Origin of the sequence: Scytonema sp. HK-05 (assembly GCF_963872035.1) — a bacterium.
Lineage (GTDB): Bacteria > Cyanobacteriota > Cyanobacteriia > Cyanobacteriales > Nostocaceae > Kalymmatonema.
Genome location: NZ_CAWMYC010000131.1, coordinates 24,354 through 49,245 on the forward strand (window position 1 = coordinate 24,354; position 24,892 = coordinate 49,245).

At 44.8% G+C, this 24,892-nt stretch carries 19 protein-coding genes; 5 read left to right on the top strand and 14 right to left on the bottom strand.

All coding sequences use genetic code 11. The features are described from left to right. Positions 1 to 87: 87 nt before the first annotated feature. Entirely contained in the window at positions 88 to 3,153 is a 3,066-nt protein-coding gene (locus tag AACT52_RS29175) for a hybrid sensor histidine kinase/response regulator (protein ID WP_073634317.1), read from the top strand. Next, a complete protein-coding gene (locus AACT52_RS29180) occupies positions 3,153 to 3,623 on the top strand; it encodes a chemotaxis protein CheW (protein WP_073634318.1) in 471 nt (156 codons plus the stop codon). The genes AACT52_RS29175 and AACT52_RS29180 overlap by 1 nt, the downstream gene beginning before the upstream one ends. 431 nt (positions 3,624 to 4,054) lie before the next feature. On the opposite strand, the gene AACT52_RS29185 is transcribed toward AACT52_RS29180, so the two are convergent. Next, positions 4,055 to 5,371: an MFS transporter gene (locus AACT52_RS29185; RefSeq protein WP_073634319.1), complete on the bottom strand. Its 1,317-nt coding sequence runs from the start codon at positions 5,369 to 5,371 to the stop codon at positions 4,055 to 4,057. Positions 5,372 to 5,666: 295 nt separating this feature from the next. On the opposite strand from AACT52_RS29185, the gene AACT52_RS29190 reads away from it, so the two are divergent. Beyond that, a complete protein-coding gene (locus AACT52_RS29190) occupies positions 5,667 to 6,404 on the top strand; it encodes an aspartyl/asparaginyl beta-hydroxylase domain-containing protein (protein WP_073634320.1) in 738 nt (245 codons plus the stop codon). A gap of 54 nt (positions 6,405 to 6,458) precedes the next feature. Further along, positions 6,459 to 7,124 (top strand): hypothetical protein, encoded by a 666-nt coding sequence (locus AACT52_RS29195; RefSeq protein ID WP_073634321.1) that lies wholly within the window; start codon positions 6,459 to 6,461, stop codon positions 7,122 to 7,124. A gap of 2 nt (positions 7,125 to 7,126) precedes the next feature. Here AACT52_RS29195 and AACT52_RS29200 read toward each other — a convergent pair whose 3' ends face one another. The 6 genes from AACT52_RS29200 to AACT52_RS29225 form a co-directional block, all read right to left on the bottom strand. Beyond that, entirely contained in the window at positions 7,127 to 8,422 is a 1,296-nt protein-coding gene (locus AACT52_RS29200) for a D-arabinono-1,4-lactone oxidase (protein ID WP_073634322.1), read from the bottom strand. Positions 8,423 to 8,576: 154 nt separating this feature from the next. Further along, on the bottom strand, positions 8,577 to 13,676 hold the full coding sequence (locus AACT52_RS29205) for an aminotransferase class I/II-fold pyridoxal phosphate-dependent enzyme (RefSeq protein WP_158054807.1): 5,100 nt from the start codon (positions 13,674 to 13,676) through the stop codon (positions 8,577 to 8,579). 780 nt (positions 13,677 to 14,456) lie between these two features. Beyond that, positions 14,457 to 14,837 (bottom strand): putative toxin-antitoxin system toxin component, PIN family, encoded by a 381-nt coding sequence (locus AACT52_RS29210; RefSeq protein WP_233154102.1) that lies wholly within the window; start codon positions 14,835 to 14,837, stop codon positions 14,457 to 14,459. After that, positions 14,824 to 15,096, bottom strand: a complete 273-nt coding sequence (locus tag AACT52_RS29215) for a hypothetical protein (protein ID WP_073634324.1) — start codon at positions 15,094 to 15,096, stop codon at positions 14,824 to 14,826. The genes AACT52_RS29210 and AACT52_RS29215 overlap by 14 nt, the downstream gene beginning before the upstream one ends. An 11-nt stretch (positions 15,097 to 15,107) precedes the next feature. Next, a complete protein-coding gene (locus AACT52_RS29220; RefSeq protein WP_198941012.1) occupies positions 15,108 to 15,278 on the bottom strand; it encodes a hypothetical protein in 171 nt (56 codons plus the stop codon). Between the two features lie 164 nt (positions 15,279 to 15,442). Beyond that, a complete protein-coding gene (locus AACT52_RS29225; RefSeq protein ID WP_073634325.1) occupies positions 15,443 to 16,315 on the bottom strand; it encodes an SDR family oxidoreductase in 873 nt (290 codons plus the stop codon). Between the two features lie 204 nt (positions 16,316 to 16,519). Here AACT52_RS29225 and AACT52_RS29230 point away from each other — a divergent pair, with 204 nt between their 5' ends. Further along, positions 16,520 to 17,599 carry an aromatic ring-hydroxylating dioxygenase subunit alpha gene (locus AACT52_RS29230; RefSeq protein ID WP_073634326.1) on the top strand — a complete coding sequence of 360 codons (1,080 nt, stop codon included), beginning with the start codon at positions 16,520 to 16,522 and terminating at the stop codon, positions 17,597 to 17,599. Positions 17,600 to 18,107: 508 nt separating this feature from the next. Here AACT52_RS29230 and AACT52_RS29235 read toward each other — a convergent pair. The 7 genes from AACT52_RS29235 to AACT52_RS29265 form a co-directional block, all read right to left on the bottom strand. Then, on the bottom strand, positions 18,108 to 18,353 hold the full coding sequence (locus tag AACT52_RS29235; RefSeq protein WP_073634327.1) for a peptidoglycan-binding domain-containing protein: 246 nt from the start codon (positions 18,351 to 18,353) through the stop codon (positions 18,108 to 18,110). A gap of 387 nt (positions 18,354 to 18,740) precedes the next feature. Next, positions 18,741 to 19,214 (bottom strand): ArsC/Spx/MgsR family protein, encoded by a 474-nt coding sequence (locus AACT52_RS29240; RefSeq protein ID WP_073634328.1) that lies wholly within the window; start codon positions 19,212 to 19,214, stop codon positions 18,741 to 18,743. Between the two features lie 107 nt (positions 19,215 to 19,321). After that, positions 19,322 to 19,933 carry a cysteine dioxygenase family protein gene (locus tag AACT52_RS29245; RefSeq protein ID WP_073634329.1) on the bottom strand — a complete coding sequence of 204 codons (612 nt, stop codon included), beginning with the start codon at positions 19,931 to 19,933 and terminating at the stop codon, positions 19,322 to 19,324. A gap of 42 nt (positions 19,934 to 19,975) precedes the next feature. Then, on the bottom strand, positions 19,976 to 20,458 hold the full coding sequence (locus AACT52_RS29250) for a hypothetical protein (RefSeq protein WP_073634330.1): 483 nt from the start codon (positions 20,456 to 20,458) through the stop codon (positions 19,976 to 19,978). A gap of 98 nt (positions 20,459 to 20,556) precedes the next feature. Further along, positions 20,557 to 21,150 (bottom strand): cytochrome c oxidase subunit 3, encoded by a 594-nt coding sequence (locus AACT52_RS29255; protein WP_073634331.1) that lies wholly within the window; start codon positions 21,148 to 21,150, stop codon positions 20,557 to 20,559. Between the two features lie 129 nt (positions 21,151 to 21,279). Continuing rightward, entirely contained in the window at positions 21,280 to 22,974 is a 1,695-nt protein-coding gene (ctaD, locus tag AACT52_RS29260; protein ID WP_073634332.1) for a cytochrome c oxidase subunit I, read from the bottom strand. A 263-nt stretch (positions 22,975 to 23,237) separates the two neighbouring features. Beyond that, complete coding sequence (locus AACT52_RS29265; protein WP_073634333.1) at positions 23,238 to 24,239, bottom strand: cytochrome c oxidase subunit II; 1,002 nt, start codon at positions 24,237 to 24,239, stop codon at positions 23,238 to 23,240. Positions 24,240 to 24,892 lie beyond the last annotated feature (653 nt).

A 24,892-nucleotide genomic window follows, 5' to 3' on the forward strand; every position in this document is an offset into this window, starting at 1 on the left:
TTTTTTGGTACTCCCTAATAACTAATGACTCATGACTCATGACTAATAACTAATGACTAATAACTAATGACTAATGACTCATGACTCATGACTAACGACCCAAGCATTTATGAGCAAAGCTACCGCTACTTTCTCCAAGAAGCGCCGGAACTGCTGCAAGTTATAGAACAAGAACTGTTTAGCCTTCGAGAAAACTTCAGTATCAACAAAGTTTATACGTTGATGCGTGCGACTCACACACTTAAAGGAGCAGCAGCCAGCGTCGGTTTGGAAACGATTAATACTGTGGCTCACACGTTGGAAGATATTTTTAGAGCTATCTGCAAACCCGACTTATCGATTGACCAAGAAATTGAAGCTCTACTGTTCAAGGCTTATGAGTGTTTATGCTTACCCCTAACGACTGAACTGACAGGAGGGTTGGTCAATGATACTGAGGTTCTCGACCAAAGTGCTGCTATTTTTGCCGAACTGCAAGAGAAGTTAGGAGACTGTTTTAGTCACGAAGATCACATTCCCAGTTCGGAAGAATTGGGCTTTGACTTGACGCAGTCTATCTTTGAAGTCGGAGTCACCCAAGGATTAGACCAGCTCGCTACTGCCATAGCTACTGGTGATCCCGAACAGATTGCCACTACGCTTAGGACTAAGGCAGAGGTTTTCCTTGGTTTAGCTGAATCTTTGAATTTACCAGGGTTCAAAGCTATAGCTCAGGCGGTACTTGCTGGCTTGGACAACTATCCTGAGCAAGCTGTAGTTATTGCCCGCGTTGCTCTGGCAAACTTTCAAGAAGCACGAACAGCCGTGCTAAATGGCGACAGAAGTCAAGGCGGTCAACCATCTTTAGCATTACAACAACTGGGCGGACTACTCCACAATTCACCCCAAGATTCCCAAGATTCACTCATCGATGCTCAAAAGTCAGTCACTCAAACTACACTTGACACTGAATTACATAGTGAGGAACCAGCAGCGAATGAGCAAAGGACTAATGAACCAGACCTGTCCTCATCTCCCCATCTTTTCATCTCCCCACCTCCCCAATCTTCCATCTCCTCCTCAACTCGTACCGTACGAGTTAATGTTGAGCATTTAGAACAACTGAATTACTTGATCGGAGAATTGTTAACAAACCAAAATCGCCAATTTCTCCAGAACGAACAACTGTCGGCTACCGTTCGAGTACTCGTCACAAAACTGATTCAGCATCAGCAGTTACTGAATCAGTTACAGGATTTGTCTGATTGCCAGTTCAGTGTCCCAGAACAAGAGTGGTTGGTTGGCAATGGGCAGGATAATGGACGTTTTGATTCTCTAGAGCTATTTCAATCCCTGATAGGAGTTCATACAGTTAACCCCCTGCCCTCGTATAAACACCACATTCTGCCACGCCCGGTGTATTCTACTCAAATCAAAACCTCTATAACGACTCGTTCTAAGGAGTTCCATAATCTTGTTCAGTCGCTTCTAGAAGACGCCGTGCAATTAGGAGAAGCTACCGACGCCATTGAAATGTTTGCTCGCCAATCTCAGGAGAGTTTGGAAAAACAACGTCGGTTGTTGACAAATACCCGTGATTCTCTAATGGAAGCCCGGATGTTGCCCTTGGGACATCTGTTTGAACGCTTTCCCCGTATCTTGCATCAACTAGAAGTTATACACAAAAAGCAAGTAACTCTCAATTTCCGTGGAAATGACGCCTTAGTTGACAAAGCAGTGGTTGAAAAACTGTATGACCCCCTGCTGCATCTGCTTCGCAATGCCTTTGACCACGGAATTGAATTGCCCACAAGCCGACAAAAACGGGGCAAGCCAGAGAAAGGTGAGATTGAAATTTGTGCCTACCATCAGGGCAGGTACTTGGTGATTGAAGTTCGCGATGATGGTCATGGATTAGATTTTGAAAAGATTCGTGCCAAGGCGGTAGAATGTCAACTTGTCTCACCAGAACAAGCTCGCAGTCTCAATGAAGCCCAGCTAACGGAGCTGATTTTTGAACCAGGCTTTTCTACAGCTTCTAGTGTCAATGAGCTTTCCGGGCGAGGAATTGGTCTTGATGTGGTTCGCACTCATTTGCAAACAATTCGAGGTTCAGTTGCGGTTTATTCTCAACCCAATCAGGGCACAATGTTCAGACTGCAAATTCCCTTGGGCTTAACGATCGCCAACTTACTACTGTGTGAAGCGGGCAACCAAACCTACGCCTTGTTTGTCAATTCCATCGAGGAAATTCTTATTCCTACAGCACAGCAGATTCGCTCCTGGGAAGGAGGCAAAGTCCTCCAGTGGGGTAAGGGCGCTGCTATGAAACTTATCCCAATTTACCAACTTACTAAAGCCCTAAATTATTCCTCATCCGTCACTCAACCCTCAGTGTTTAAGACTAAGCATTCCCGTTCTAAAGAACAGGGGATGCCCGTTATTCTGATTCGTTGTCAAGATAAACTTTTCGGTCTAGAAGTAGATCAGCTCATTGGTGACCAAGAATTGGTTATCCGTCCCTTAGGAGCTATGATTGTACCACCTCGCTACATCTACGGAAGCTGTATTCTTGCTGATGGTCGCCTGACATTGGTACTTGATGGATCAACATTGATGGAATCTTTGTCTGAACAGCAAACCGATCATCGTACCAATAGCAGTTTAGCTAGTTCAACACCCGTCATCCTCACTTCCAGAATAGAGCAGCCGCGATTACTATCCTCAGCTCGTGCTACGTTACCAGAATCACCAAATTCAGACTATGACGAAAGACCAAAGATAACTATTCTCTTAGTGGATGATTCAATTACAGTACGCCAAACTCTGGCTTTAACCTTACAGAAGGCTGGTTACCAAGTCCTTCAGGCAAAAGATGGTTACGAAGCGATTGAACAACTTCGATACCATACAAACATCCAGTTGGTATTTTGCGATATCGAGATGCCACGTATGAATGGGTTTGAGTTTCTGAAAAATCGTCAGCGAGACCGTGCTTTGGCTGATATTCCTGTAGTTATGGTGACTTCCCGAAGTAGTGAGAAGCACCGCCTGCTTGCTTCCCAGTTGGGGGCAAACGGTTATATTACCAAACCTTATTTAGAGCATATGCTGTTGGAGACACTGAGAGATATCTTGGAAAAAAATACTGAAGTTGCCGCTAGGAGAGGATAATGTACGACGAGTCACAAACAGGCAAGTTTATTGTTTTTAAGATTGCAGATTATCTCCTAGCGCTGCCGATTAGCGATGTGCTGAAGGTAGTAAATTTTTCATCTGCAAACAGCAAAAAGCTAACAACAATGGGGCTAGTTCAGATAGGCAAGTACATGATTAAGGTTTTGGACTTGCATGAACAGTTAGGCTTAGATGGTTTACATCACTGCGTGGATAACCCATCTTTTATGGTGGTTACACACGATTCCCAAGGGGAACTCTATGGAATTTCGGTAGATGAACCGCCCGATATCGTGGAATTACCACTCTTAACGATTCGCTCACTACCAAAATCTAGCAGTCATAGCAAACCTATGATGCAGATGGTCAGTCATGTCGCTGTCCTACCCCACAAAGAGGATATAAAAACAATATTTTTGCTCGATTTGAACAGAAATGTTGAGCGCAGTCCCAGCCATAATCTTTGATTTGGGTGGGGTAAGGGTTTCTTTTAAAAAGCCTTCGGGCATATATGGCGCGATCGCCCAAGGGGCGGCTCCAAGAGTGAGCATCGCTGCGAAGGCGGGCTTTGTACGTGCAAATCAAATCCACGTGACGTTCTCCCACCACTGATTCGGAGTACCGAATGAGCGTGGTGGCTTCTACAAGTCGCCTCGTAGAAATTTCCTGCTTCATTGGTCGTCACCAATGTTTTTTGAGGAGCGCTAGGCTCTAATGTTACTATTCTAAACTTTTTTGTTCGTTTTAAGTTCCCGGAGAGTGGAAACTCCTCAGCCATCCCACTCCCTTATTAACCTGACGGTTAATGATAGTCCGAGATGTCTTCGTCGTTTCCCGCCAGAGGAATCCCGCCACGCTCACGGAGTACCGTTATAGTGCGGGACTTACGACGATAAGGTTAATGAGTCGGAAATGCATCCGGTAGTTCTTTCTCTACCATCCTTAAATGTGGGTATAGATAACTACAAACAGTTGCTAAAATAGTCATGGTTCCCAGCACTATAAATAACAATCCAATGCCCCGCCCTGCTCCAACGCCGATAATCCTGCCAACACTACTGGCTAGGGGGCTATTAACAGCCAGGAGTGGCTCGAAAACATAGTCAGCTAAGGGTCCTGCTAAGAGATAAGCGAGTGGAAAGGACGACCCAGTCATCATTCGCCCCACAGCAAAAACCCGTCCTTGCACTTCTGGCAATACTTTGCTCTGCCAGATGGCTTGGATACAGCCAGCAATAATCGGCACACTAAAAAAAACGCCAAAGGCTGCGACTGTGATCAGTGGTATAGAGGAGCGCAACCCGATGAGGAGTATGCAAACTCCTTGTAGCATTGCAAAGTAGAATATGCCATATATGCGTGGTTTCGGACCTCCCCACACGCTCATGACAATACTGCCGACTAACATACCACTACCGCCAATTGATAGCACCTTGCCCAGTACTGCGGGTGAAGCAAAAGCCAGTAGCATTGGTGTAATTAGTACGCTAGCCATTCCCAATACAAAATTGCTGGCAGCAAAAAACACTAACAGCCCCAACAGACCTGGACGTGCAGTAATGTAAGTCCAGCCATAGAAAGCTTCGCGCAGCAGCGAACTTTTCGCCACATGGGCTTCGATAGAAGTTTCGGGTTTGGGAAACTTAACCATCAACAGCGTAGCGAGGGCAAACAGGTAAGTGGCGAAGTCAATGAGGAGGACGCCCTGAATTCGGAGCGTCAAAACCAGTATGCCTGCTAGTGCTGGTGCAACAATCCGTGTGGCTCCCTCCCCAATTTGTACCATGCCGCTGGCGCGACTAAGGTGCTTTTTAGGGACAAGCAACGTGGTAGCGGCAGTATAGGCTATATACTGCAAGGCACTGCAAACCGAAATGACGGACATGGCAAGGTAGATATGCCAAACGTTAAGCCATTGGGTCAGGGATAGCAGTGTAATAAACAGCGTAGCCAGACCCGCCCCACAGCTACTATATATCATTGTCCAGCGCCGATCCCAGCGATCCACGAGCGCACCCGCAATAGGTGAGAATACAATACCAGGCAAGGTAGTAAACAAAGAAATCAAGCCTAGTTGTGTCGTGGAGCCTGTTTTTTGGAAAATCCAAACGCCTAGGGCGAAACCAGTGAGTCCTGACCCAATAAGCGAGACCAGTTGCCCAAACCAGGTAATGATAAAAACTTGTAGTCTGGGGGTTGTGGTATATTTCGTCATCCCTTTATCCTACATATGTAAATTCGGATGATTTTCAGATGCCATTTTTAGTTGAAAAATATACAGATAAAATATTTAAAGATTATACTTACTTTAAATAAGTGTAACTAACCACAAAATATCCGAGTAAATACAGTTTGAGTAGACAAAACGTTATCTTCAGTATATATTTTTTTATACTTACTCAAATGTCAATAAGTCGAATTGAGTACAAGCTCAGAAGAAAAGTGAAATCAAGTTTGACCCACTATTCCTCCCCGCCCTGTAGAGGGACGGGGTATGTCGCGGAGGAAAGATGAAAAGTTTTGTTAGTACATTATTCAAAAAGCTAGAGAATTTCCTACTTCCTAAGTTTTCACTGCTGATTCCTAAGTATTCGCTGGTGGGAGACTCTATCTTTTTTGAAACCAGTCAGTTTCCGTGGGCTTATGAATTAGAAGCGAATTGGAAAGTCATTCGTAAAGAGCTTGACCAGGTAATGCAATACACAGATGCACTGCCAAACTTGGACGATATTTATCCTCGATCTCGCCATCTTGCTGGCGACAATATGTGGAAAACCTACCTTTTCTACAGTTATGGTTTCAAGTCTAAAAAAAACTGTGAGCAGTGTCCGGAAACTACCAAATTGCTTGAGAAAATTCCAGGAATGAAGTTAGCATTTTTCTCCATCCTGGCACCCGGAAAACATATTCCCGAACACTACAGCAAAATCAAAGGAGTCATTCGTTATCATCTGGGACTTAGAGTACCAGAGCCTCAAATGAATTGCCGCATTCGGATTTGTGACCAGACTGCTTATTGGGAAGAAGGTAAGAGCCTAATTTTTGATGACACTTTCCCTCACGAAGTCTGGAACGATACCGATGATTACAGAGTTGTCCTGTGGCTCGACATCGTTAGACCCCTGCGATTTCCGTTGTCGCTAGTTAACGGGTTAGTATTATATCTAATTTCCGTATCCCCTTTGTTTCAAGGTATTAAAACCAATCATGAAAAATGGGAAGAGAAATTTAAGGCACTACAGAAATAAGCTGCTTTTGAAGATAAAAACGATCACTACAAATACAGGAAAAACCTTTTGATTATGAGACTTCGCTTCGCAACAGAGGACGATGTTGAGCAAATGCTCTCGATCAAGTCACAACTGATTCTCCCTGCAACAGCCACAGACATGAACCGAGGAGGGTTCATAGAAGAGTCAAATCGAGAGGAGTATTTGTTTTTTATCCAACAGGCGTATGTACTGGTGCTAGAAGACCTTCGCCTTAATGCCCCAGTGGGGTTTACCATTGGTATTCCCAATGAAACGCTGCATCGAACCCCTCTATGGGATATGAGAAAAAGTGTTCAATGGAATGACCCGACTGCCGAAAAGATTCTGGAATCCAAGGTTAGTTATTGCGAGCAGATAGCAGTTCTGCCGAGTAAGGCATACAAATTGTATGCTCCAGCCTTAGCTTTAGCTATGGCCAAAATCCTATTTGACCAACATCAATTCATTTTGGCAGGACTTGTCCACAAACCTATGGAGAATTTGGCTTCAAAATCCTTGCTGGAATGGCTAGGTGGGAGAAAAATCGGTGAGATCGAGCAAGAACATTCCAGTATGGGTCAATTTAGCCGAGCTATTTACTGTATTGAGGAATCGATTTTTAGGCTTAAGTTTGAAGATCCTGGTCAGCGATCGCGACTCGCTGTCAAAGTGCAGCATATGATAGATAATCTGACTCAAAAATCTGAGAAAGGCTGATATTAATCGCCAAATATCCGTTTTAAGTAATCGTTCATAAAGACGCCTGTGGGATCGAGTTTGTGACGGATGGAGTGGAACTCATCCCACATAGGGTATAGTTCCCTCAGTTCGGAAGCTGTGCGCGAGTGCATTTTACCCCAATGAGGTCTACCCTGATGGTTCTTAAAAATAGCTTCAACTCCATCAAAGTAGGTTTTGTAAGGCATACCCTTGTACATATGAATGGCGATAAAGGCACTGTCGCGCTGATACGCGGGACTTAGATAAATATCATCGCTCTTTACGCAACGGTACTCGACTGGAAAGTGAACGGCAATATCGTTGCGGGCGACAAACTCCTTAATCTCGCGCAAGCAGTCCGGTCCTTTCTCTGCTGGTACTGCATACTCCATCTCATAAAACCGGACGCTTCGGGGTGTGGGAAAAACCTGGTAGCTGTAATTTGTGGTTTCTCCCTCGGAAACCAATTGAGCTGATAAATTGCTGACCTGCTTGCACAGAGACGGAAAGTTGCGGCACAATTCGCACAACAGCCAAAAAACCCCGTTTTCCAAAATTACGTCGTTTAACAAGTGTTCTATCTGGGAGGTTTTCATCGGTGCGTCAGTCATATCTTGTGTTTTGATTGACACACGATCTGTATGGGGAAACCACCAAAACTCGTAGTGTCTGTGTTGGCGACAAGCAGCCTCAAGTCGATCCAAACAAGCTGACAAATCGCTGGTATGCCTAACTTCACGCAGCCGATAAATGGGCTGGAGTTTGACCTGGATTTTCCCAAGTATACCCAAAGAACCAAGTGATACTTGAGTCGCTTTGAAAATATCCGGGTTGTTTGCAGCAGAACATTCCAGGATATCGCCGTCGGCGGTCAACAATGTTATACCTACGACTTGGGTTGACATGATACCCAAGTTCGCGCCAGTACCGTGAGTTCCTGTGGCGATCGCTCCCGCCAAAGACTGAGAGTCAATGTCACCTTGATTTTCCAGTCCCATACCAAAATTGGCAAGCAATTTACCGAGAGTGTAAATTTTCGTGCCGGGAAGTACGGTAGCTTCGTAATTTTCGCGATCAACACTCTCAATACCTTGTAGGTTTTTGAGACATATCATTGTGCTATTGGTGGCGACAATCGGTGTAAACGAATGCCCACTACCGACTACGCGTAGTGACCGACCAGATTCTGCATGGGAGCGGACAATTTCGGCTAGTTCGTTGAGACTGGATGGTTGCAATAATTCCTTCGGCTGGCACTTGACCAATCCTGACCAGTTTTTCCACGTTTTGCTCATAAATTGCTTTCCTTTGTAGAAGAAGCTAAATCTTGCACACTATATTCCAATACGGTTCAGTTAGCAGTGTTCAATTCTGTTGATCCCCCCAACCCCCCTTTTTAAGGGGGGCTTAATTCCCTCCTTTTTAAGGAGGGTTAGGGAGGATCGAGTCTTAACTGAACTGTATTGCACTATACTCAAAACGAATCTTGGCAAATTCTTGGGCGATCGCATCCACTGTGAAGCGGATCTGCTCCTCTGTATGGGTGCAATTTATAAAGAAGCGCAAACGCGCAGCGTTCTCTGCCACTGATGGATAAATCATGGGTTGGACATTAATGCCTCGCCGAAAAAGTGCCTGTGAAAGTTGTATGCATTGTAAGGAGTTCCCCACAATCACGGGCACAACTGGTGTGTTTTTACTCATACCCGTGTCAAGTTTTCGTTCGCTAGCCAGTTCCAGAAAGAGTTTTGCGCGATCGTGCAAACGCGCCACTCGCTCTGGCTGGGCTTTGAGAACCCCAATGGCAGCCAACGCAGCAGCAGCGTTAGGTGGAGATATGCCAACGCTATACAGAAAGCCTGGAGCAGTGTATTTCAGGTATTCTACCAAAGCTTTGCTACCTGCAATATAGCCACCGCAGCTGGCAAAAGACTTGCTAAGCGTACCCATCCATAAATCTACATCAGTAGGATTTACTCCAAAATACTCCCCGACGCCGCGACCTTGCTTTCCTAGCACACCTATAGAGTGAGCTTCATCTACCATGAGAAATACTTTGTGGCGCTTCTTGATTTCGATAAACTTTGGTAGTTCGGGCATGTCGCCGTCCACGCTGTAGACGCCCTCAATGACAACCAGTACCCGCTTGAACTGGTATCGTCGCTCACACAGCAGCTGATCGAGTGAGCGCCAGTTGTTGTGGGGGAACGGGAGAATTTTGGCTCCAGACAACGCGCAGCCCTCTATGATGCTGTTGTGGATCAGTGAGTCGTGCAAGATCAAGTCATCCCGTCCAAACAGATGACCAATAGTCGTTACGTTCGTTGCGTGTCCGCCTACATAGACGATGCAATCCTCAGAACCTACAAGATTTGCCAGTTCTCTTTCCAACTCGCGGTGCAAGGGTTTTTCCCCTGATGCAACACGACTTGCCGATACAGAAGTGCCATAGCGTTCAATCGCTTCTTTGGCTGCACCAGACACAACCGGATCGCCAGACATATCCAAGTAGTTGTAGCTGGAGTAATTGATGAGTTCCTGCCCGTTGATGATTGTTGTGTTATTAGATACCCTTTGATGCACTTGAAAATACGGATTCCCACCCATCAATTCTATTTCTGCAAGTCGCTGTCGGAGATTGCGGTACTCTGGGTACAGGTCGAAATTATAATATTCGGGTGGAATGTCACTGTCTGTTGAATCTTTTTGCAGTGGAGTATTCCCGTTTTGAAATTTGGAGTCTAATGCCAATTCTTTGTATACAGCTGTTGTTTGGGACACTTCATCTACACCAACTGAGTCAGTTGAAGTAGGGATATCAACTTCTTGAGCTAAATGCTGGGCAAGGGTGGCAATGGTGGGGTAGTCCCAAGTCGTGTTCGGAGAAACTTCACGTCCTAGCCAGTTATTCAAGTCACTTGCCAGCCTGACTCCTGTCACTGAATCCAGACCATACTCAGCAAAAGACTTTTGGGGGTTAATCTTATCAACTTCTACTTCTAATTCATTCGCTATCCATTTTCCTAGCCAATTTTCAATAGATTTAGTAGTGTAGGGAGAAATTATGGAATTTGTTTGCGATACTTTACCTTCTAACCTTACAGTTTCCGGAGAGTGAGTTATCAGAGTCTGACTTGCTGTTGATGGGTTGCGGCAAAGTAACTCGTCTAGAGTATTATCTTCACCTGCAAGTGTTTGTTCCAAATCGCCGATCGCTTCAGCATAGCTGGATACAAAATCTGTTGTCTCATGAGCACCAAGCAGTACAGATTCAGCTGATGTGCCGCTCAGGGCGCTATTGAGTGTTATGTCAAACTTCATCTGCGCCCATTCCACAGCGCGTCGTATTTGCTGCGATTGGTTGCGCTGATATGCTTTGTGAACTGCTGCAAGCAAAATTGCATAGGTGGCAACTTCGCCAATGAAAACAGATGCCCAACGAATCGCAGAGGAACGCTCATTGAAACGATTTGACCCTAAAAAGCGTGCATTTATTCGTTCGGCAGCATCTTTCAAACTATTTGAGACACCTGATGCTCCTAGAGTATGAGACAGAAAATGATGTAGCTCCTTGCTATTGTGAAGTACTCTCGACCCCAGGTACATATTCAGAGTTTCAGTAGGTCCTTCAAATATGCGAAAAAGTCTGGCATCCCGAAGGAGCTGTGGTGCAAGGTTATTTTCCATGTAGCCACGACCCCCCAGCAGTTGAACGAGGGTGTCAGCAGCCCACCACAGAAATTCTGGTCCCGAAGTTTTACAGGCTACAAACGCTTCTTCCGGAACAGAATGTCCCGCATCAAGTAACTCGGCTATCAAAGCAACCAGTGTTTCCACTGTTGTAATGGCTGCTGTCAGGTCACTCATGCGTGCCAGTGTGACTGGGTTGTCCAAGAGACGACCAGTAGCAACGGAACGGCGAGTTGCATAGCGATGCATGAGCTGTGCAACTCGCTTCATACCGCCGACACTTATTGCCCCCAAGCCCAATCGGGCGAACATAAATGTATCCTGAGCGACTTCCATACCTGCTCCCGGTCGCCAGAGAAGATGGCTTGGCTCTACTGGAACATCATTGAGATAGATGGTGTTTTGCACCATGCCACGCATTCCCATCGTTAGAGCTTCAGGACCAATTCGCAAGCCTGGTGTTCCTTGACGCACAACAAAACCAGTCATGCCACTCGATTGCCCGCTAGCATCAAGGAGTTGGACAAAAACGTTGATCACACCCGCCCAAGAAGCAGAACCACTCCAAATTTTGGTTCCATGCAATTGCCAACCACCCTTGCCATTTGCCACACCTGTGGCTGAGATCGCTTTGGGGTTCGAGCCTGCACCAGGCTCTGTAACTGCAAGGGCCGCCATTTCACGACCTGAGGCTAGCACGGGTAGGAGTTCATCTCTCAAGGCTTGTGTGGCATAACGTTGGATAGGACGAATACCCAAAGCATTATTGCCACCCACAAAGGTAGCAAGCGTCAAATCGATGGCGGCAATTTGTTCAATAACGCGCATGGTGTCGCGGTTTTTGAGTGCAAGTCCTCCATAATTTTCAGCTACTTGCATCCCCAGAATGCCGCGATTTCCTAAATCAAGTACTATATGGGGTGGTATACAACGTCGCTCATCAATCAGACGAGAGTTAATGCGATCGCCCCCGTAACTGCGAAGCCAGTTAATAACATCATTAGCCCGCTGTTTGCTGATTTCCGAAGTTGCGGCAACTTTAGTCTCCCCGACAGATAAATACATTTGTGGCTCTGAGTCAATTAGAGGTTCTGTAGTGATTTGCTCAGAAATATTTTTTACTGTTTTATTTGAATTTTTATTTGAATTGAACGTATGCAACACATCTAGGCTTCCAGCCAAAAAGCTAGCCTTGCAATTTAGGCGTTGAATCTTGCCACTAGAAGTTTTCGGTATGCTCCCAGTTTTTAGTAGCAACACGGTATAAACTTCCAACTCGTGTGAGTTCCATATCGCCTGACGGATAGCCCCTGCTACCTCATCCAATTCCACATTCCGAAGGTAACTCCGCTCCACCTCACAAGCAATCACCACTCGTTCAGCCCCACTAACCTCAACTGAAAATGCAGCACTTGCACTTGCTCGCAAAGCTGGGTGGCTTTTTTCTGCGCTCAGTTCAATATCTTGAGGGTAGTGATTGCGACCCCGGATGACAATCAGGTCTTTGAGCCGACCTGTGACGAATAGCTCTCCATCCAGCAAAAATCCTAGATCTCCTGTACGCAAAAACGGACTGGAACCTGTATGCAAGTAAGCTTGGAAGGCGCTTTCAGTTTCAAGCGATCGCCTCCAGTACCCCTGAGCCACACTAGGACTTGACACCCAAATCTCACCCACCTCCGAAGGGGAACAGGTTCTTAAAGTCTCAGGATGGACAATCACAATCTGCTGTTCCAGTATGGCTTTACCAGAGCCAACTAACTTTTGGACTTTACCATTTTCTCCTCCAGATAGAACCACGCGGTTTTGCTTCAACGCTTCTATCTCGACAGATTGAACTACAGGTGGTTCTGCTTTTCGTCCACCAGAAACAAACAGAGTTGCCTCTGCCAGCCCGTAACATGGGTAGAATGCCTCAGGGCGAAACCCACACTGGGTAAAAGCATTTGTGAACCGTTCTATAGTTTCGGCACGCACCGTTTCGGCTCCATTGAAAGCCACCTCCCAGCTACTTAGGTCGAGATCTGACCGCTCAGAGGGAGTAATGTGACGAACACACAAGTCATAAGCGAAATTCGGTCCACCACTGGTAGTAGCTTTGTAGCGAGAAATTGCTTGCAACCAACGCAGAGGACGTTGCAGAAAAGCTACCGGAGACATGAGAATGCATGGAACACCTAAGTAAAGGGGCTGAAGCACATTTCCAATCAAGCCCATGTCATGGTAGAGAGGCAACCAGCCGGCAACAATCGTTTGCTCTGTATGTTGAAATCCTTGCTGTATTAATAATTGATTATGTAGTAGATTTTTATGGCTCACCATCACTCCTTTCGGTGCAGCAGTGGAGCCGGAAGTATACTGAAGAAATGCCAGTGTGTCGTTGCTAATTTTGTCAGATTGCCAATCAGGAGCAAGGTCGCTGGCAATATTGTCAGTGGCTATGCAATGCAAAGCTGCTAGTTCTGGTTCTTCTTTTAAGCTGCGTTCTATGCTCGTGAAAACAGATGTTGTGGTGAGCGCAAAAGAAGCCTGTGCGTCAGCTACAATAGCTTGCAACCTTGTCATGCGTTGGTTGCGTCGGGGTGGATATATAGGGACAGCAACGACTCCAGCATAAAGACACCCGAAAAAAGCAGCAATGAATTCTAGTCCCGGTGGGTAAAGCAGGAGTGCCCTTTCTCCAGTGGCTTTCATACTTTGAAGCACCACAGCAATGGCTTTTGCCTTTTGGTCTAACTCTTGATAAGTTAGGCTTACTTCTTCTTTTTCTCCGTCCACTAGAAAGGTAAAAGCCAGTTGACTTGGTTGGTTGAGTGCTTTGTCTCTTAAAAGGTCAACTAAAGTGGTGAATTTAAGCAAATTAGCTGAAAACAAGTTGTTATACACTCCCTAAAATTCTCAAGTTACATCCAAAGAATGAAATTTCTTCTACTTCTACTTAAGATCACCCATCTGATGACTATAAATTTGAACTTGCGGGCACTCAAGACAGACCTTGAGATACTTGTGTACTAGGACTTACACACTGTACAAAATCACTATAATATGCTTCACGATATTTGGTTGTTTCAGACGTTTTTGGGCGGTCTTAATTTGCTTGCCTATTTGCTTTCCTGAGTGGTTTAAATAACGAACAAAAGCTGAAGCACCCAATTCTTTATTAGTACATATGTACTAATAAAATCTTAAAAAACACCAAGTAAAGTAGAAACTAAGCCTGGAGCACGTTACTTCTATCAAGATAGGAATCAATTACTATGTAGAATGTTTTACTCTTTAAAGAGTTTGCAATATGCGATCGCTAATTCGCGCCTTGTAAGGAATGCTCAAAAAATTACAACTCCTTGAGCAGACTTGATAGCAGTTTCTGAGCGGGTGACATTAATCTGTTAAATCGATAACTATATACTTCATTCATCAACTTACAGTTGATCAATAGTATTATCAATACTTTACATAAAACATCCCAACAAACCCACTTTTCCCACTTTCCAAAACAGTATAGTTGTAGTCAAATATACAGCAGATATGTGAGATAGAAAAAAACTGAATTTAATTACTACCTCTGCCACTTAACTCACTCTCTATCCAGAATCGCAACCCTAATTCTTTTCTAAAAATTCTTGAACAGTCAGAATCTCAATTCCCCTCCAGGGATTTAGCACTCTTCTTATCATCATCTCCGGTCACAATACATTCTGCTTTTCCACTGAGTGCTAATTCCAGATATTTGTTATCTTTTGGATCTCGACATTCATTAATCTGTTCAGTCACTTTAATGAACTGTACAGTTTCGGACAAATCCACCAGGAAATCGTTTCGTTCTTCTGGCGTGATGTACCGATTAAATTTGGGTCGAGCGAGTACCTGTTCTAGCTCCAGCCAAATGGACTCAGACACCAACAATTCTCCTAAATCTTGAGCTTTTCTGAGTGCGCGATCTGGTTTGCTCCCTGGTAATAACACCGCGCTAATGATGACATTGACATCACACACAACCCGGATTTTATTCGTCGTCATTCAAGATTGACTCCAAAATCTCTGGGGTTAAACCCCTTTGGGCGGCTCGGAAGCCAATTTCATCCATTGTCTGCCTGAGCTTGGCAATGGCTTCAAGCTTGCTTGTCATTGAAGACTTTAGTAACACTGCAATCCGGGCTTCAATTTGTTCCCGTTCTTCTTCCGTGGCATTGCGGTATGCCTGTGCTACCTCAGACGGGACTTTGATAGTAATTTCTTCTTTAGCAATCATGGTTTTTTCGCTGCCATAATCTCTCATATTTAATCATGTTACTTGGTTCCAATATGCAATTCTTGTTCCGAATGATCTCCCCCCGACATTGCCAGCACAATCCTCTCTCGCCGCGCCCACTCAAACCAAACAATCACATCTGATTTAACAATACCTTCGCCAAAATAAGAGCCTACAAAAATTTTGGCAAAACTGGCAAAATTACCCATACATGAGCGTTTAGCTTACGAGGTAGCTTGGACTCTCAAACCCTTTATACTGTGGGCAATACGTTAAAAAAACCTTGCGGGAAACCTTAAAGGAATTTTTAGGAGTTATTGTTTTTGCCAAGCCTAAAAGAAAAGGGAGCTAATAGTTGGGCTGAAGGACTTTTTCAGGGATTTTTCGGTAAACCAAGGTATTGAATAATCAGTTTGTCAAGCAGGCGATCGGGCAGAATTTTGGCGAGCCAGATATTAATTTGGGCATCGAGTCCTACTACATAACGAGTTTTTGGTTTTTTAGCAGTAAGCGCCTGGGCAACAGCGAAGGCTACTACCTCAGCAGGAAAACCATTTTTACTTAACTTGTTTGCTGTGTTACGAGTAGCATCTACAGCAGCTGAGTATAGTTTGTGCGCCTGAGGCGGCAATTTGTTCCAGATATCATCGGCTAAATCTGAGGACTTTTCCCAAATTGGCGTTGTGACAGTGCCAGGTTCGATGATCGAAACCTCAATACCCCAAGGTTGCAGCTCCATGCGAAGCGCGTCTGTAAGCGCTTCCATTGCAAATTTTGAAGCGCAATAGGGACCCAGAAAAGGCACAGAAACCTTGCCGTTGTCAGAACCAATGTTGATAACACGACCCTGAGCCTTTCTTAAAAGTGGTAAAAATGCCTGCGTGACTGCTATCTGTCCTATTACGTTCACTTCGAGTTGCTTTCTTAGCTCAGCGACAGGGAGGAATTCGAGTGGACCTGCAACGACTATACCAGCATTGTTGACTAAACCAGCAAGACCAACAGTGTTCAAAGCCGCACTCACAGTGTTTGCAGCTGCCATAATCGATGCTTCATCCCTAACGTCTAACAAAAGCGGTGTAAGTCTAACTGAGGTTTTGCGTCTGAGCTGCTCACCATCAGCATCCCTGCGTACACCAGCAAATACCTGGTATCCCAACTTATCAAGGTAAATAGCACAGGCTTCACCTATTCCACTTGATGCGCCAGTTATTACCACTGCTCCAAAATTTTGCTTGCTAGCCATTGAGGTAACTTTGCATCCTAAAAGCTTTTTATAATTCCCAGTGAACCTAATTTTTTCCCAAAAAAAAATTCTAAATACAAAATAAAGTTGTTACTCAGTATTATACTGAATCAGTAACTATTTTTAATATACACGCAAGTTGAGTGTAAAGTATAGAAGTAAATACTGTTTTGTGCCAAAAGGTGGGAATGGGATTATAAAAATATGGAAGTGCAAAAACCGCATCTAACTTTGCCGCCTACTAAAACCCATATCTCAGTAGCACGGTTGACGAACTATTGGTATATTGCGTGCCAGTCAAAAGAGCTACGCGACAAGCCGGTGGCACGTACAGTTCTTGGTATTCCACTGGTTCTTTTCCGTGGGGCAGACGGTAAGGCATCTGCTTTTTTGGATAGATGTCCGCACCGTAATATGCCGCTCTCGCAAGGGCGGATTGTAGATGGCTATCTTGAATGTAGTTACCACGGATGGCAGTTCGACGGTAGCGGTGCTTGTCAAGCTGTGCCAGGTTTGTGCAGTATTCCAGAAAACAATCGCATCAAAGCATCAAGCTACTCAGTCGTTGAGCAAGACGGCTTCGTATGGATTTTTGGGAACCCTGACGCAGAGCCAACAACTCTTCCCTACCAGTTTCCTAACGTCAACGAAAACGGCTACACCACTTGGCGTGAAGAGTTCTGTTACGAGTCCACCCTCCTAGCTGCTCTAGAAAATGTCACGGATATACCACATACTGCCTTTGTTCATAGAGGTTTGTTCCGCAGCGAACCAAAAAAAAAGCAAATCACGGCTGTCATCAGGCGTCAGCCGAATGGTGTTGAGACCGAATATGTTGACGAACCCCGCCCCACTGGTCTTGCTGCCCGAATTATTGCACCAGGTGCTGCAGAAGTCAGCCACTTTGATCGCTTCATCTTGCCATCTATTGGACAAGTAGAGTACCGATTTGGAAAAAATTATAGCTTGTTGGTTACTCAAGCTATGACCCCAGTATCTGATTTCCACATCCGGAACTTTGTGGTTGTCACTTACCGTTTAGGATTACCTGGTTGGCTGATGCGACCAATAGTAAAGTTATTGTTATCAAGCATTATCCGTCAGGATGCTGCTGTTCTCAAAGCGCAGTCGGACAACATTCGCCGTTTCGGTGGCGAACAATTCATGACTACAGAAATTGACTTGTTAGGTTCTCAGATTTGGTTAATGCTCCAGCAGGCAGAACGCGGCGAACTGCGCCAACCAAAGGAATTTACTGAAAAGCGTATCCAGATTCATGTCTAGGGATAAGTTTCCCAAGCTCGTAACCTGTTAAAAAGATAGTTTAAATGTTGACAGGACTTGCGCAATTGGCAGTGAAGCGAGCGTGTAAAGTCTTTTGCGTTCTTGGGGTGGGGTATCCCTATTATAGCCGTGGTCAGACAGCTTAGGACATTGGCAAATTTAACAGAGCGGCTGGTTACACCTATCCGTAGCGGTCTTTGTCCTAACCAACATGGCAGCGGCTATAATATTGACAATAGCAGGACGAATAGACTCTTAGGTGTATTGCAAAGCCTGTTTAACTAATACTCACGTACTAAAAAAAACAAAAATCCCCACAATTTTGGTAGGGATAGAAAGGTGGGACAATCCCACTTTTTGTAAACGCCAATTATTAGATTTGTTAGAAAAGTAGGATTAATGGATATTTAGAACCGCAGATGCACGCAGACAAACGCAGATAATTTATCTGTGTCCATCTGTGTCCATCTGTGGTTTCATTTTCATCCAATTGTCTTTTGCAACGAGCCTACTGTCTATTAGCTAACGCCTCCCAAGTTTGATTAGCTACGACTCCTGGAGGGTCATTTACAAAATCACGGGAATTTTGGAAGTCTTTGACAGCATTTTCTGTGTTCGTACCAAAAATGCCATCAACTGCAACTGAGTAGCCATGAAAATTGTCTAAAAGCAGTTGTAAAATCTTGACAGCCTCACCCTGATTGCCTTTACTCAATCTAGGTATATTGACAGAACCTACAGCTTGTCCTGACATAAGTTTTAACTCCTCTGAAAGAAAAAGGTTATCGCGTCAAAATCTCCATTCTAGTTTTAATAGGTGTTCGCAAAATTTACCTATGCAGTGTAATTAAAATTTAGATAATGACCGCATCTCTCTACAACCTTACTGCAAAACTCCCTTTAGGTTGTGTTGTTGGAGAATACCAGCAAAAAGGGCGATCGCATTTCAGTGATCACCCAAGCCATCATAGTCGCTGGTACACAAGAATACCAGGCGAATAGAATTCGCGGCTACACAAGCTAAGTCCGCCTGCGCGGATTTATACAGTGAGAACTTGTAGAGGCAAGTTTTGTTTGTGTGTCCACGTTGCTCCCAGACTTACACTCTGTGGGTGTAATTGGATTCATTGAAGAGGTCTATTTAGTGTTTGCAGGAACCTTGCTCATGTTTGTGCTCATGTTTGTGTCCATGCTTGTGGGAACAGCTTTGCAAATCCTGACTCATGAGATTTTCGCTGATTTCCTTCAATGACTCGTCTACAGGCTGTAAACCAATCCACGCATCAATCAGTTGCACATCGAAACCCACCTCACGGCGATCGCCCACTTCAATCAAAGGACGGCGAATTAATAGCGGATCTCGAAGCATCTGCAACAGGGCAGTGTCAGCATCTATTTGTTCAGGAACTATCTCACCGGATTGTACCCGTCGGGCGGTGCGGTTAAACCATTCAACGACAGGGCGATCGCCAAAAAATGAGCGCAAACGTTCAATAGTCCAAGGTTCAGTCAACAAATTGTAAGCTACCACCTCATGTCCTGCGGCTGTTAGCAGAGTTTTTTGCTTAGTACCACCTTTACAGCCAGGTTTTTCATAAAAAATCACTCTTGCCATTTAAATTTCTCCTAATTAATTATTAGTTATTTGTCCTCCTCATCCCCCTCATCTCCCTCATCCCCCTCCCTCCCTCACTCCCTCATCTCCCCCTGCTTTTCTACGAGTTAGAAATTCCTAGCCAAATGGCTAACGGTGTCAAACTCAAAACGCTCTTGCATACGAGTTTCACCATAAATATTAAAAGTCACAGTTGGTTGATCACCGACTGCTTCCACGCTATGAATTGCATTCGGAGCCAAGCTAATAACATCCCCTGGAAATAAGGTTAACTCTCCCGTCCGTTCAATTTTGTCCTTAAATTCTGAATTGGGTGTACGCTGCCAAAATGTATTTTTCTCCTCTCCTTTTAACACGGCGATAACACCCCAAGTTCCGTGGTTGTGAATTGTCGATGGAGTTCCAGGTGCAAATGTTACAGTTTGCACGGTAAATGGAAAACCTAACTCATCATAAAGGAGAACAACTGAAATTCCTGTTTTAGAACAAGGCTCTAAATACCGACTTTGTACCCAGTAAGAGTTAATAATCAATCGCCTGACTAGCATCCGAATTTCTGGAAGATGGCTGCTTTCATCTTCAGCATCCTTAAGAACATCTTCCACTTCAGTCAGAAATCGATAGAAGCGATAATTATCTCTCAGCAAATCCCATGCTCTCACAGATTTACAGACTTGATACTGTCCGTCTTCAGTAACAAGCCAATCTCTTCCTTTCATAAGCTTTCAACCATAAAATAAATGATAAATTAAACATTATATTCATTCTTCTTCACTTGGTCGTGTTAGAATGTCATATAAAATTGCTGCTCCAAACTGATTTTTATCATCAATTTCCTTCACTTGAGCGCTGACTTTTTTAGCTTTGTCTATTTCTCCCAGCTTTGCCAATACCAATCCAGAAGCTGCATAAGCATTTAGATAAAGTCTTATTTTTGGGTCATCTTTGCGACTCATCAATATTGGTTTAAGTTGCTCCCAATTATCTGGAAGTAGCTCGGATAATTTAATTCTATCTATAACTTTAACTGCTGTTTGCAAAGCCATTAAATAATTATTTTTATAGAAAAAATATCTATAAGCTGCTACCAAAACGTCTGTCGAATCTTCAGTTTTGGCTAAAGCTTGGTTAATATACTTTTCTGATTCTGAAGTATTGTCCCAATTTGCTGCCGCCAACATCAACAACTGTTTGATATCGTCTGGAACTTGAAACCATGAAAATCTTTCTGCATCAACTTGCATAGAAATCTCCTTGAGGGAATGGGTATTGAGGACTAGGGACTAGGGACTAGGAAATACCTAATCCCTAATTGCCAATCCCTAATCGCTAATTCCCAATGTCAAAACTTAGTGAGAATGTACAGCAGGGTGAAGAGAACAATCCAGATGATGTCTACGAAGTGCCAGTAGATTTCTGCCATTTCAATGCCAGTGTGTTTGGTGGCAGAATAGTGACCAGGACGACGGGAACGCCATAACACACCCAAAATCAACAACAGCCCCACAAAAACGTGCAAACCGTGGAACCCTGTCATTAAGTAAAAGCAGTTAGCAAATACGTTGGTAGTCAGACCGTATCCCAAAGTTACGTACTCAATCACCTGACCAAGCAAGAATATTGCGCCCATGATTGCAGTGATTTTGTACCACTTCCGCATTCCTTGGACATCATTCTTTTTAATTGCTGTATCGCCGAAGTGAATAACGAAACTACTGGAAACCAGAATGATAGTGTTGATTGTAGGCAACAATAACTCTACTTCGGTTCCTTCTGGAGGCCAAGCTTCAGCACCGCTTCGGAAGAACAAGTAAGTAGCAAAAAATCCGCCGAACATCAGAGATTCGGAAATGAGGAACACTAACAGCCCCAAGACTCGCAAATCTGGATGATGTTCTTCGTGATGAACTGGACTCGTTGTTGTCGCTATAGCCATATTGTTTATGCTTTTGATTGTTTTGTGGGACGGGCGTCTCGCCCGTCTTGATCAAGGGCGGGCAATCCTCTGCCCACCCCACAAGAACCACCTCACAAGAACGGGAACTATGGGCATTTACTTCCCTGGCTAAGCACCTACCTCAGTTGCAGCAGATGGGGGTATTTCAGCACTGTGATCGTTCAAGCCGTAGTCGTAGGGACCGTGAGTGACGACGGGCAATTCTTCCCAGTTTTCAACTAGAGGTGGCGAGCTGGTTGTCCATTCTAAGGTCAAAGCATTCCAAGGATTATCACCCGCCTTGCGTCCAGCAATCCAATTCCAAAGGATGTTGATGGTGAAGGGAATCACGGACGCACCCAAAATAAACGCACCAATGGTACAAATCTCATTGAGGGTGACAAATTGCGGGTCATACATTGCAACTCGTCGGGGCATTCCTTGCAAACCCAACTCGTGCATGGGTAGGAAGGTCAGATTTGTACCGATGAAGGTGAGGATAAAATGAACGCGACCCCAAGTTTCATTCAGCATCCGCCCCGTCATTTTGGGGAACCAGTGATAGATTCCAGCGTAAATCCCAAATACAGAACCGCCAAACAAGACGTAGTGGAAATGCCCCACCACATAGTAAGTGTCGTGGACGTGAACATCAAAGGGGGCTGTTCCCATTGTCACGCCGCTCAAGCCACCCATGACAAACATCGACAACAAGCCAATGGCGAAGAGCATGGCAGATGTGAAGCGAATTTTACCGCCCCAGAGGGTAGCAACCCAACCAAAAATCTTCACGCCAGTGGGAACGGCAACGATCAGGGTGGAGATAGTGAAGAACATCCGCATCCAACCGGGTGTACCGCTGGTAAACATATGGTGTACCCAGACGAACAAACCGACGACGCAGATTGCCAAACTAGAATAGGCGATCGCCTTATATCCAAAGATTGGCTTGCGGGCGTGAACCGGAATGACTTCGGACATGATGCCGAAGATAGGCAGAATCATCAGATAAACTGCCGGATGGGAATAGAACCAGAATAAATGTTGGTAGATAACAACGTTACCGCCTGCATCTGGTTTAAAGAACGAGGTGCCAAAGTTGAGGTCAAACAACAGCAACACCAACCCCGCCGCTAACACGGGTGTGGAGAGTAGTGCAAGCACGGAGGTTGCCAAAATCGCCCAACAGAACAAGGGCAATTGGTCCCATTTCATGCTGGGAACCTTCATCTTCCAGATAGTGACGACAAAGTTCACCGAACCCAAAATTGAGGAAGTTCCCACCAGGACAATGGCGAGTATCCACAGCGTTTGCGCGGTGTTAGCCGTAACCAAACTTAAGGGTGGGTAAGCTGTCCAACCAGATTGCGAACCGCCAAAGAAGAAGCTAGCCCCTAGCAGCAATCCTGCGGGTGGGTTTAACCAAAAGGCGATCGCATTCAGCTTGGGAAAAGCCATATCTCTAGCGCCAATCATCAATGGCACCAGATAGTTACCAAATCCGCCAATTGCACTGGGTACGATCCACAGGAAAATCATGATCGTCCCGTGATTCGTCATGAAAGCGTTGTAGAGGTTTGGATCAAGCAGATCTGATTCTGGTGTCGCCAGTTCAGCACGTATGGCAACAGCCATAAGTCCGCCGATCAGATAAAATACAAACGCCGTCACCAGGTATTGGATGCCAATAACCTTGTGGTCAACATTAAACGTGAAGTAGTCGTACCATTTCCACGCCTGATGATGTTGTGCATGGGCAATCACCTGAGTACCAGATTGATTGTCTTCGGGTGGAGTGTTTCGTGGAAGTTCTACTTGAGTCATAAGCTGCTAAACAATTACTTTGCTCGTTTAGGCTAATAGGGAGGTGGGAAACTCGGAGCCCCCACCAAGTGGGGATTAGGGGCAGTGAGAGATGGGGAGAATAATATAGCGCAACTCAATTGAAGAAAGTACAAATAAATCTCGTGTCCATCTGTGTCCATCTGTGTCCATCTGTGGTTCATTATTTCTTTGGTGTACCTTACTCCAGGTTGCAAACCGCTATAATTACCGACTCCTAACTTCAAACTCCCGACTCCTAACTGTTATTTTTGAACCTGGGTGAGAGTTGCTGTGTTCACCCCCATCTCTTGGGCGTAGGGAGCGAGAAACTCTGATGTGGATAAGTCTGCTGGATTCACTGCAACAGCTTGTTTCAAATCTTGCTTTTGAGCAACCCGGTTTTCAGACAGCCAGCTTTCAAACTCTTCGGGCGTGTGGACAATGACTTGTGACCTCATTGAGCCGTGGTAGCCGCCGCAAAGTTCAGCACAAACTACGGGATATGTACCAGGTTTAGTAGCCACAAATCGTAGTTGGGTAGGTATTCCAGGAATGGCATCTTGCTTCAGCCGGAATTGCGGCACCCAGAACGAGTGGATTACATCCGTTGCAGAAAGGTTGAGTTGCACGTCAGCACCGACAGGAACGTGTAATTCTCCAGCATTCACTCCACTATCGGGGTAGTCGAACAGCCAAGCAAACTGCATTCCTGTGACGTTGACAACCAAGTCAGCTTTTTTGCCTTCCTCTTGAGGAGTCGCGCCAATGCCGATTTTCGGGGCTGCTGCTGGTGCTGCTGTTTGCAATTCATGCGGTGAAGCATCACTCAGGGTAGCAGCGATCGCACTTCCTGGAATTTGGGCTACATGAGCTGGAGAATGAGGCATATGAGGATGACTCCCCGGCTCAAACCCTCCCATTCGGTTAAAAACATCAACACTGTAGATTCCCAAGCAGAGGACGATAAGAGATGGGATCGCCGTCCAAAAAACTTCTAAGGGAAAGTTACCTTCAACATGCACACCATCTGTGTCATCTCCACGACGGCGGCGGTACTTAACCAAAAAAATCACAATGGTTCCTTCTACCACCAAAAACAGAGCTGTGGCAATGGAGACCATAATGTTAAAAAAACCGTCTACCAAAGGCGCTTGTTGCGATGCTTGCACCGGTAATAGACCGTGATTTTGTCCAACCCAAATGCTGACAATTGTAACTAATATCCCAGCCACTAGAGTCCATAGTGAAACAGGAATTTGTTCCATAAATACCTGCTTTGTGAAACGTCGTTAAAGGTATATTTTTCTGAGTTTTACCCCAGTACACCACATCCTGTACTCTTGATATATACTCTAAGCGAGGAAAGAGAAGAGTTGTGTCTCTTACTTACATGGCTAATTGCTAGTAGCATCCTTGGTCATGTATTTCTTGTCATCTTTTTTTAGTTCTCATGACTAGTCATTAACAGTTACCAGTTATCAGTTATCAGTTATCAGTTTCATCCGAAAGGGGAAACACCACACCAATTGGACCGAAAGCGTTGGTGTCAGTACAACCACACCATACGCAGGCGTCACTGCGGCTGGTACTGTTCACTGTTTTAATGACTCATGACGCAATTAGCTATTGTTTTAACCAAATTCATTTTCTATGTTTCTTCTAGAAAAGTGGGGGAATTTTAAAATGTTTTAATTCTTCGCTCCCCCAAAAAAATGAAAACTATCTCTCCACTCCTAGTACAGGAGGCTTGCACTTCAAGATAAACTAGTTGCAGAGGCGGCTGTCTGTTATAGCAAGTGATTAGGCTATCAAAGGCAGCAATTTTTAATTTGTTAATAGCTGACAATTTGAGATTTACGGATTCGTTTACTATGAACTTTTTGCTCTTAGTTCCTGTAACTTTAAATATTCCCCTCTA

Coding starts and splice junctions, on each gene's coding strand:
- AACT52_RS29175 (WP_073634317.1), top strand. CDS start 88: ATGACTAACGACCCAAGCATTTATGAGCAAAGCTACCGCTACTTTCTC.
- AACT52_RS29180 (WP_073634318.1), top strand. CDS start 3,153: ATGTACGACGAGTCACAAACAGGCAAGTTTATTGTTTTTAAGATTGCA.
- AACT52_RS29185 (WP_073634319.1), bottom strand. CDS start 5,371: ATGACGAAATATACCACAACCCCCAGACTACAAGTTTTTATCATTACC.
- AACT52_RS29190 (WP_073634320.1), top strand. CDS start 5,667: ATGAAAAGTTTTGTTAGTACATTATTCAAAAAGCTAGAGAATTTCCTA.
- AACT52_RS29195 (WP_073634321.1), top strand. CDS start 6,459: ATGAGACTTCGCTTCGCAACAGAGGACGATGTTGAGCAAATGCTCTCG.
- AACT52_RS29200 (WP_073634322.1), bottom strand. CDS start 8,422: ATGAGCAAAACGTGGAAAAACTGGTCAGGATTGGTCAAGTGCCAGCCG.
- AACT52_RS29210 (WP_233154102.1), bottom strand. CDS start 14,837: ATGACGACGAATAAAATCCGGGTTGTGTGTGATGTCAATGTCATCATT.
- AACT52_RS29215 (WP_073634324.1), bottom strand. CDS start 15,096: ATGAGAGATTATGGCAGCGAAAAAACCATGATTGCTAAAGAAGAAATT.
- AACT52_RS29220 (WP_198941012.1), bottom strand. CDS start 15,278: ATGGGTAATTTTGCCAGTTTTGCCAAAATTTTTGTAGGCTCTTATTTT.
- AACT52_RS29225 (WP_073634325.1), bottom strand. CDS start 16,315: ATGGCTAGCAAGCAAAATTTTGGAGCAGTGGTAATAACTGGCGCATCA.
- AACT52_RS29230 (WP_073634326.1), top strand. CDS start 16,520: ATGGAAGTGCAAAAACCGCATCTAACTTTGCCGCCTACTAAAACCCAT.
- AACT52_RS29235 (WP_073634327.1), bottom strand. CDS start 18,353: ATGTCAGGACAAGCTGTAGGTTCTGTCAATATACCTAGATTGAGTAAA.
- AACT52_RS29240 (WP_073634328.1), bottom strand. CDS start 19,214: ATGGCAAGAGTGATTTTTTATGAAAAACCTGGCTGTAAAGGTGGTACT.
- AACT52_RS29245 (WP_073634329.1), bottom strand. CDS start 19,933: ATGAAAGGAAGAGATTGGCTTGTTACTGAAGACGGACAGTATCAAGTC.
- AACT52_RS29250 (WP_073634330.1), bottom strand. CDS start 20,458: ATGCAAGTTGATGCAGAAAGATTTTCATGGTTTCAAGTTCCAGACGAT.
- AACT52_RS29255 (WP_073634331.1), bottom strand. CDS start 21,150: ATGGCTATAGCGACAACAACGAGTCCAGTTCATCACGAAGAACATCAT.
- ctaD (WP_073634332.1), bottom strand. CDS start 22,974: ATGACTCAAGTAGAACTTCCACGAAACACTCCACCCGAAGACAATCAA.
- AACT52_RS29265 (WP_073634333.1), bottom strand. CDS start 24,239: ATGGAACAAATTCCTGTTTCACTATGGACTCTAGTGGCTGGGATATTA.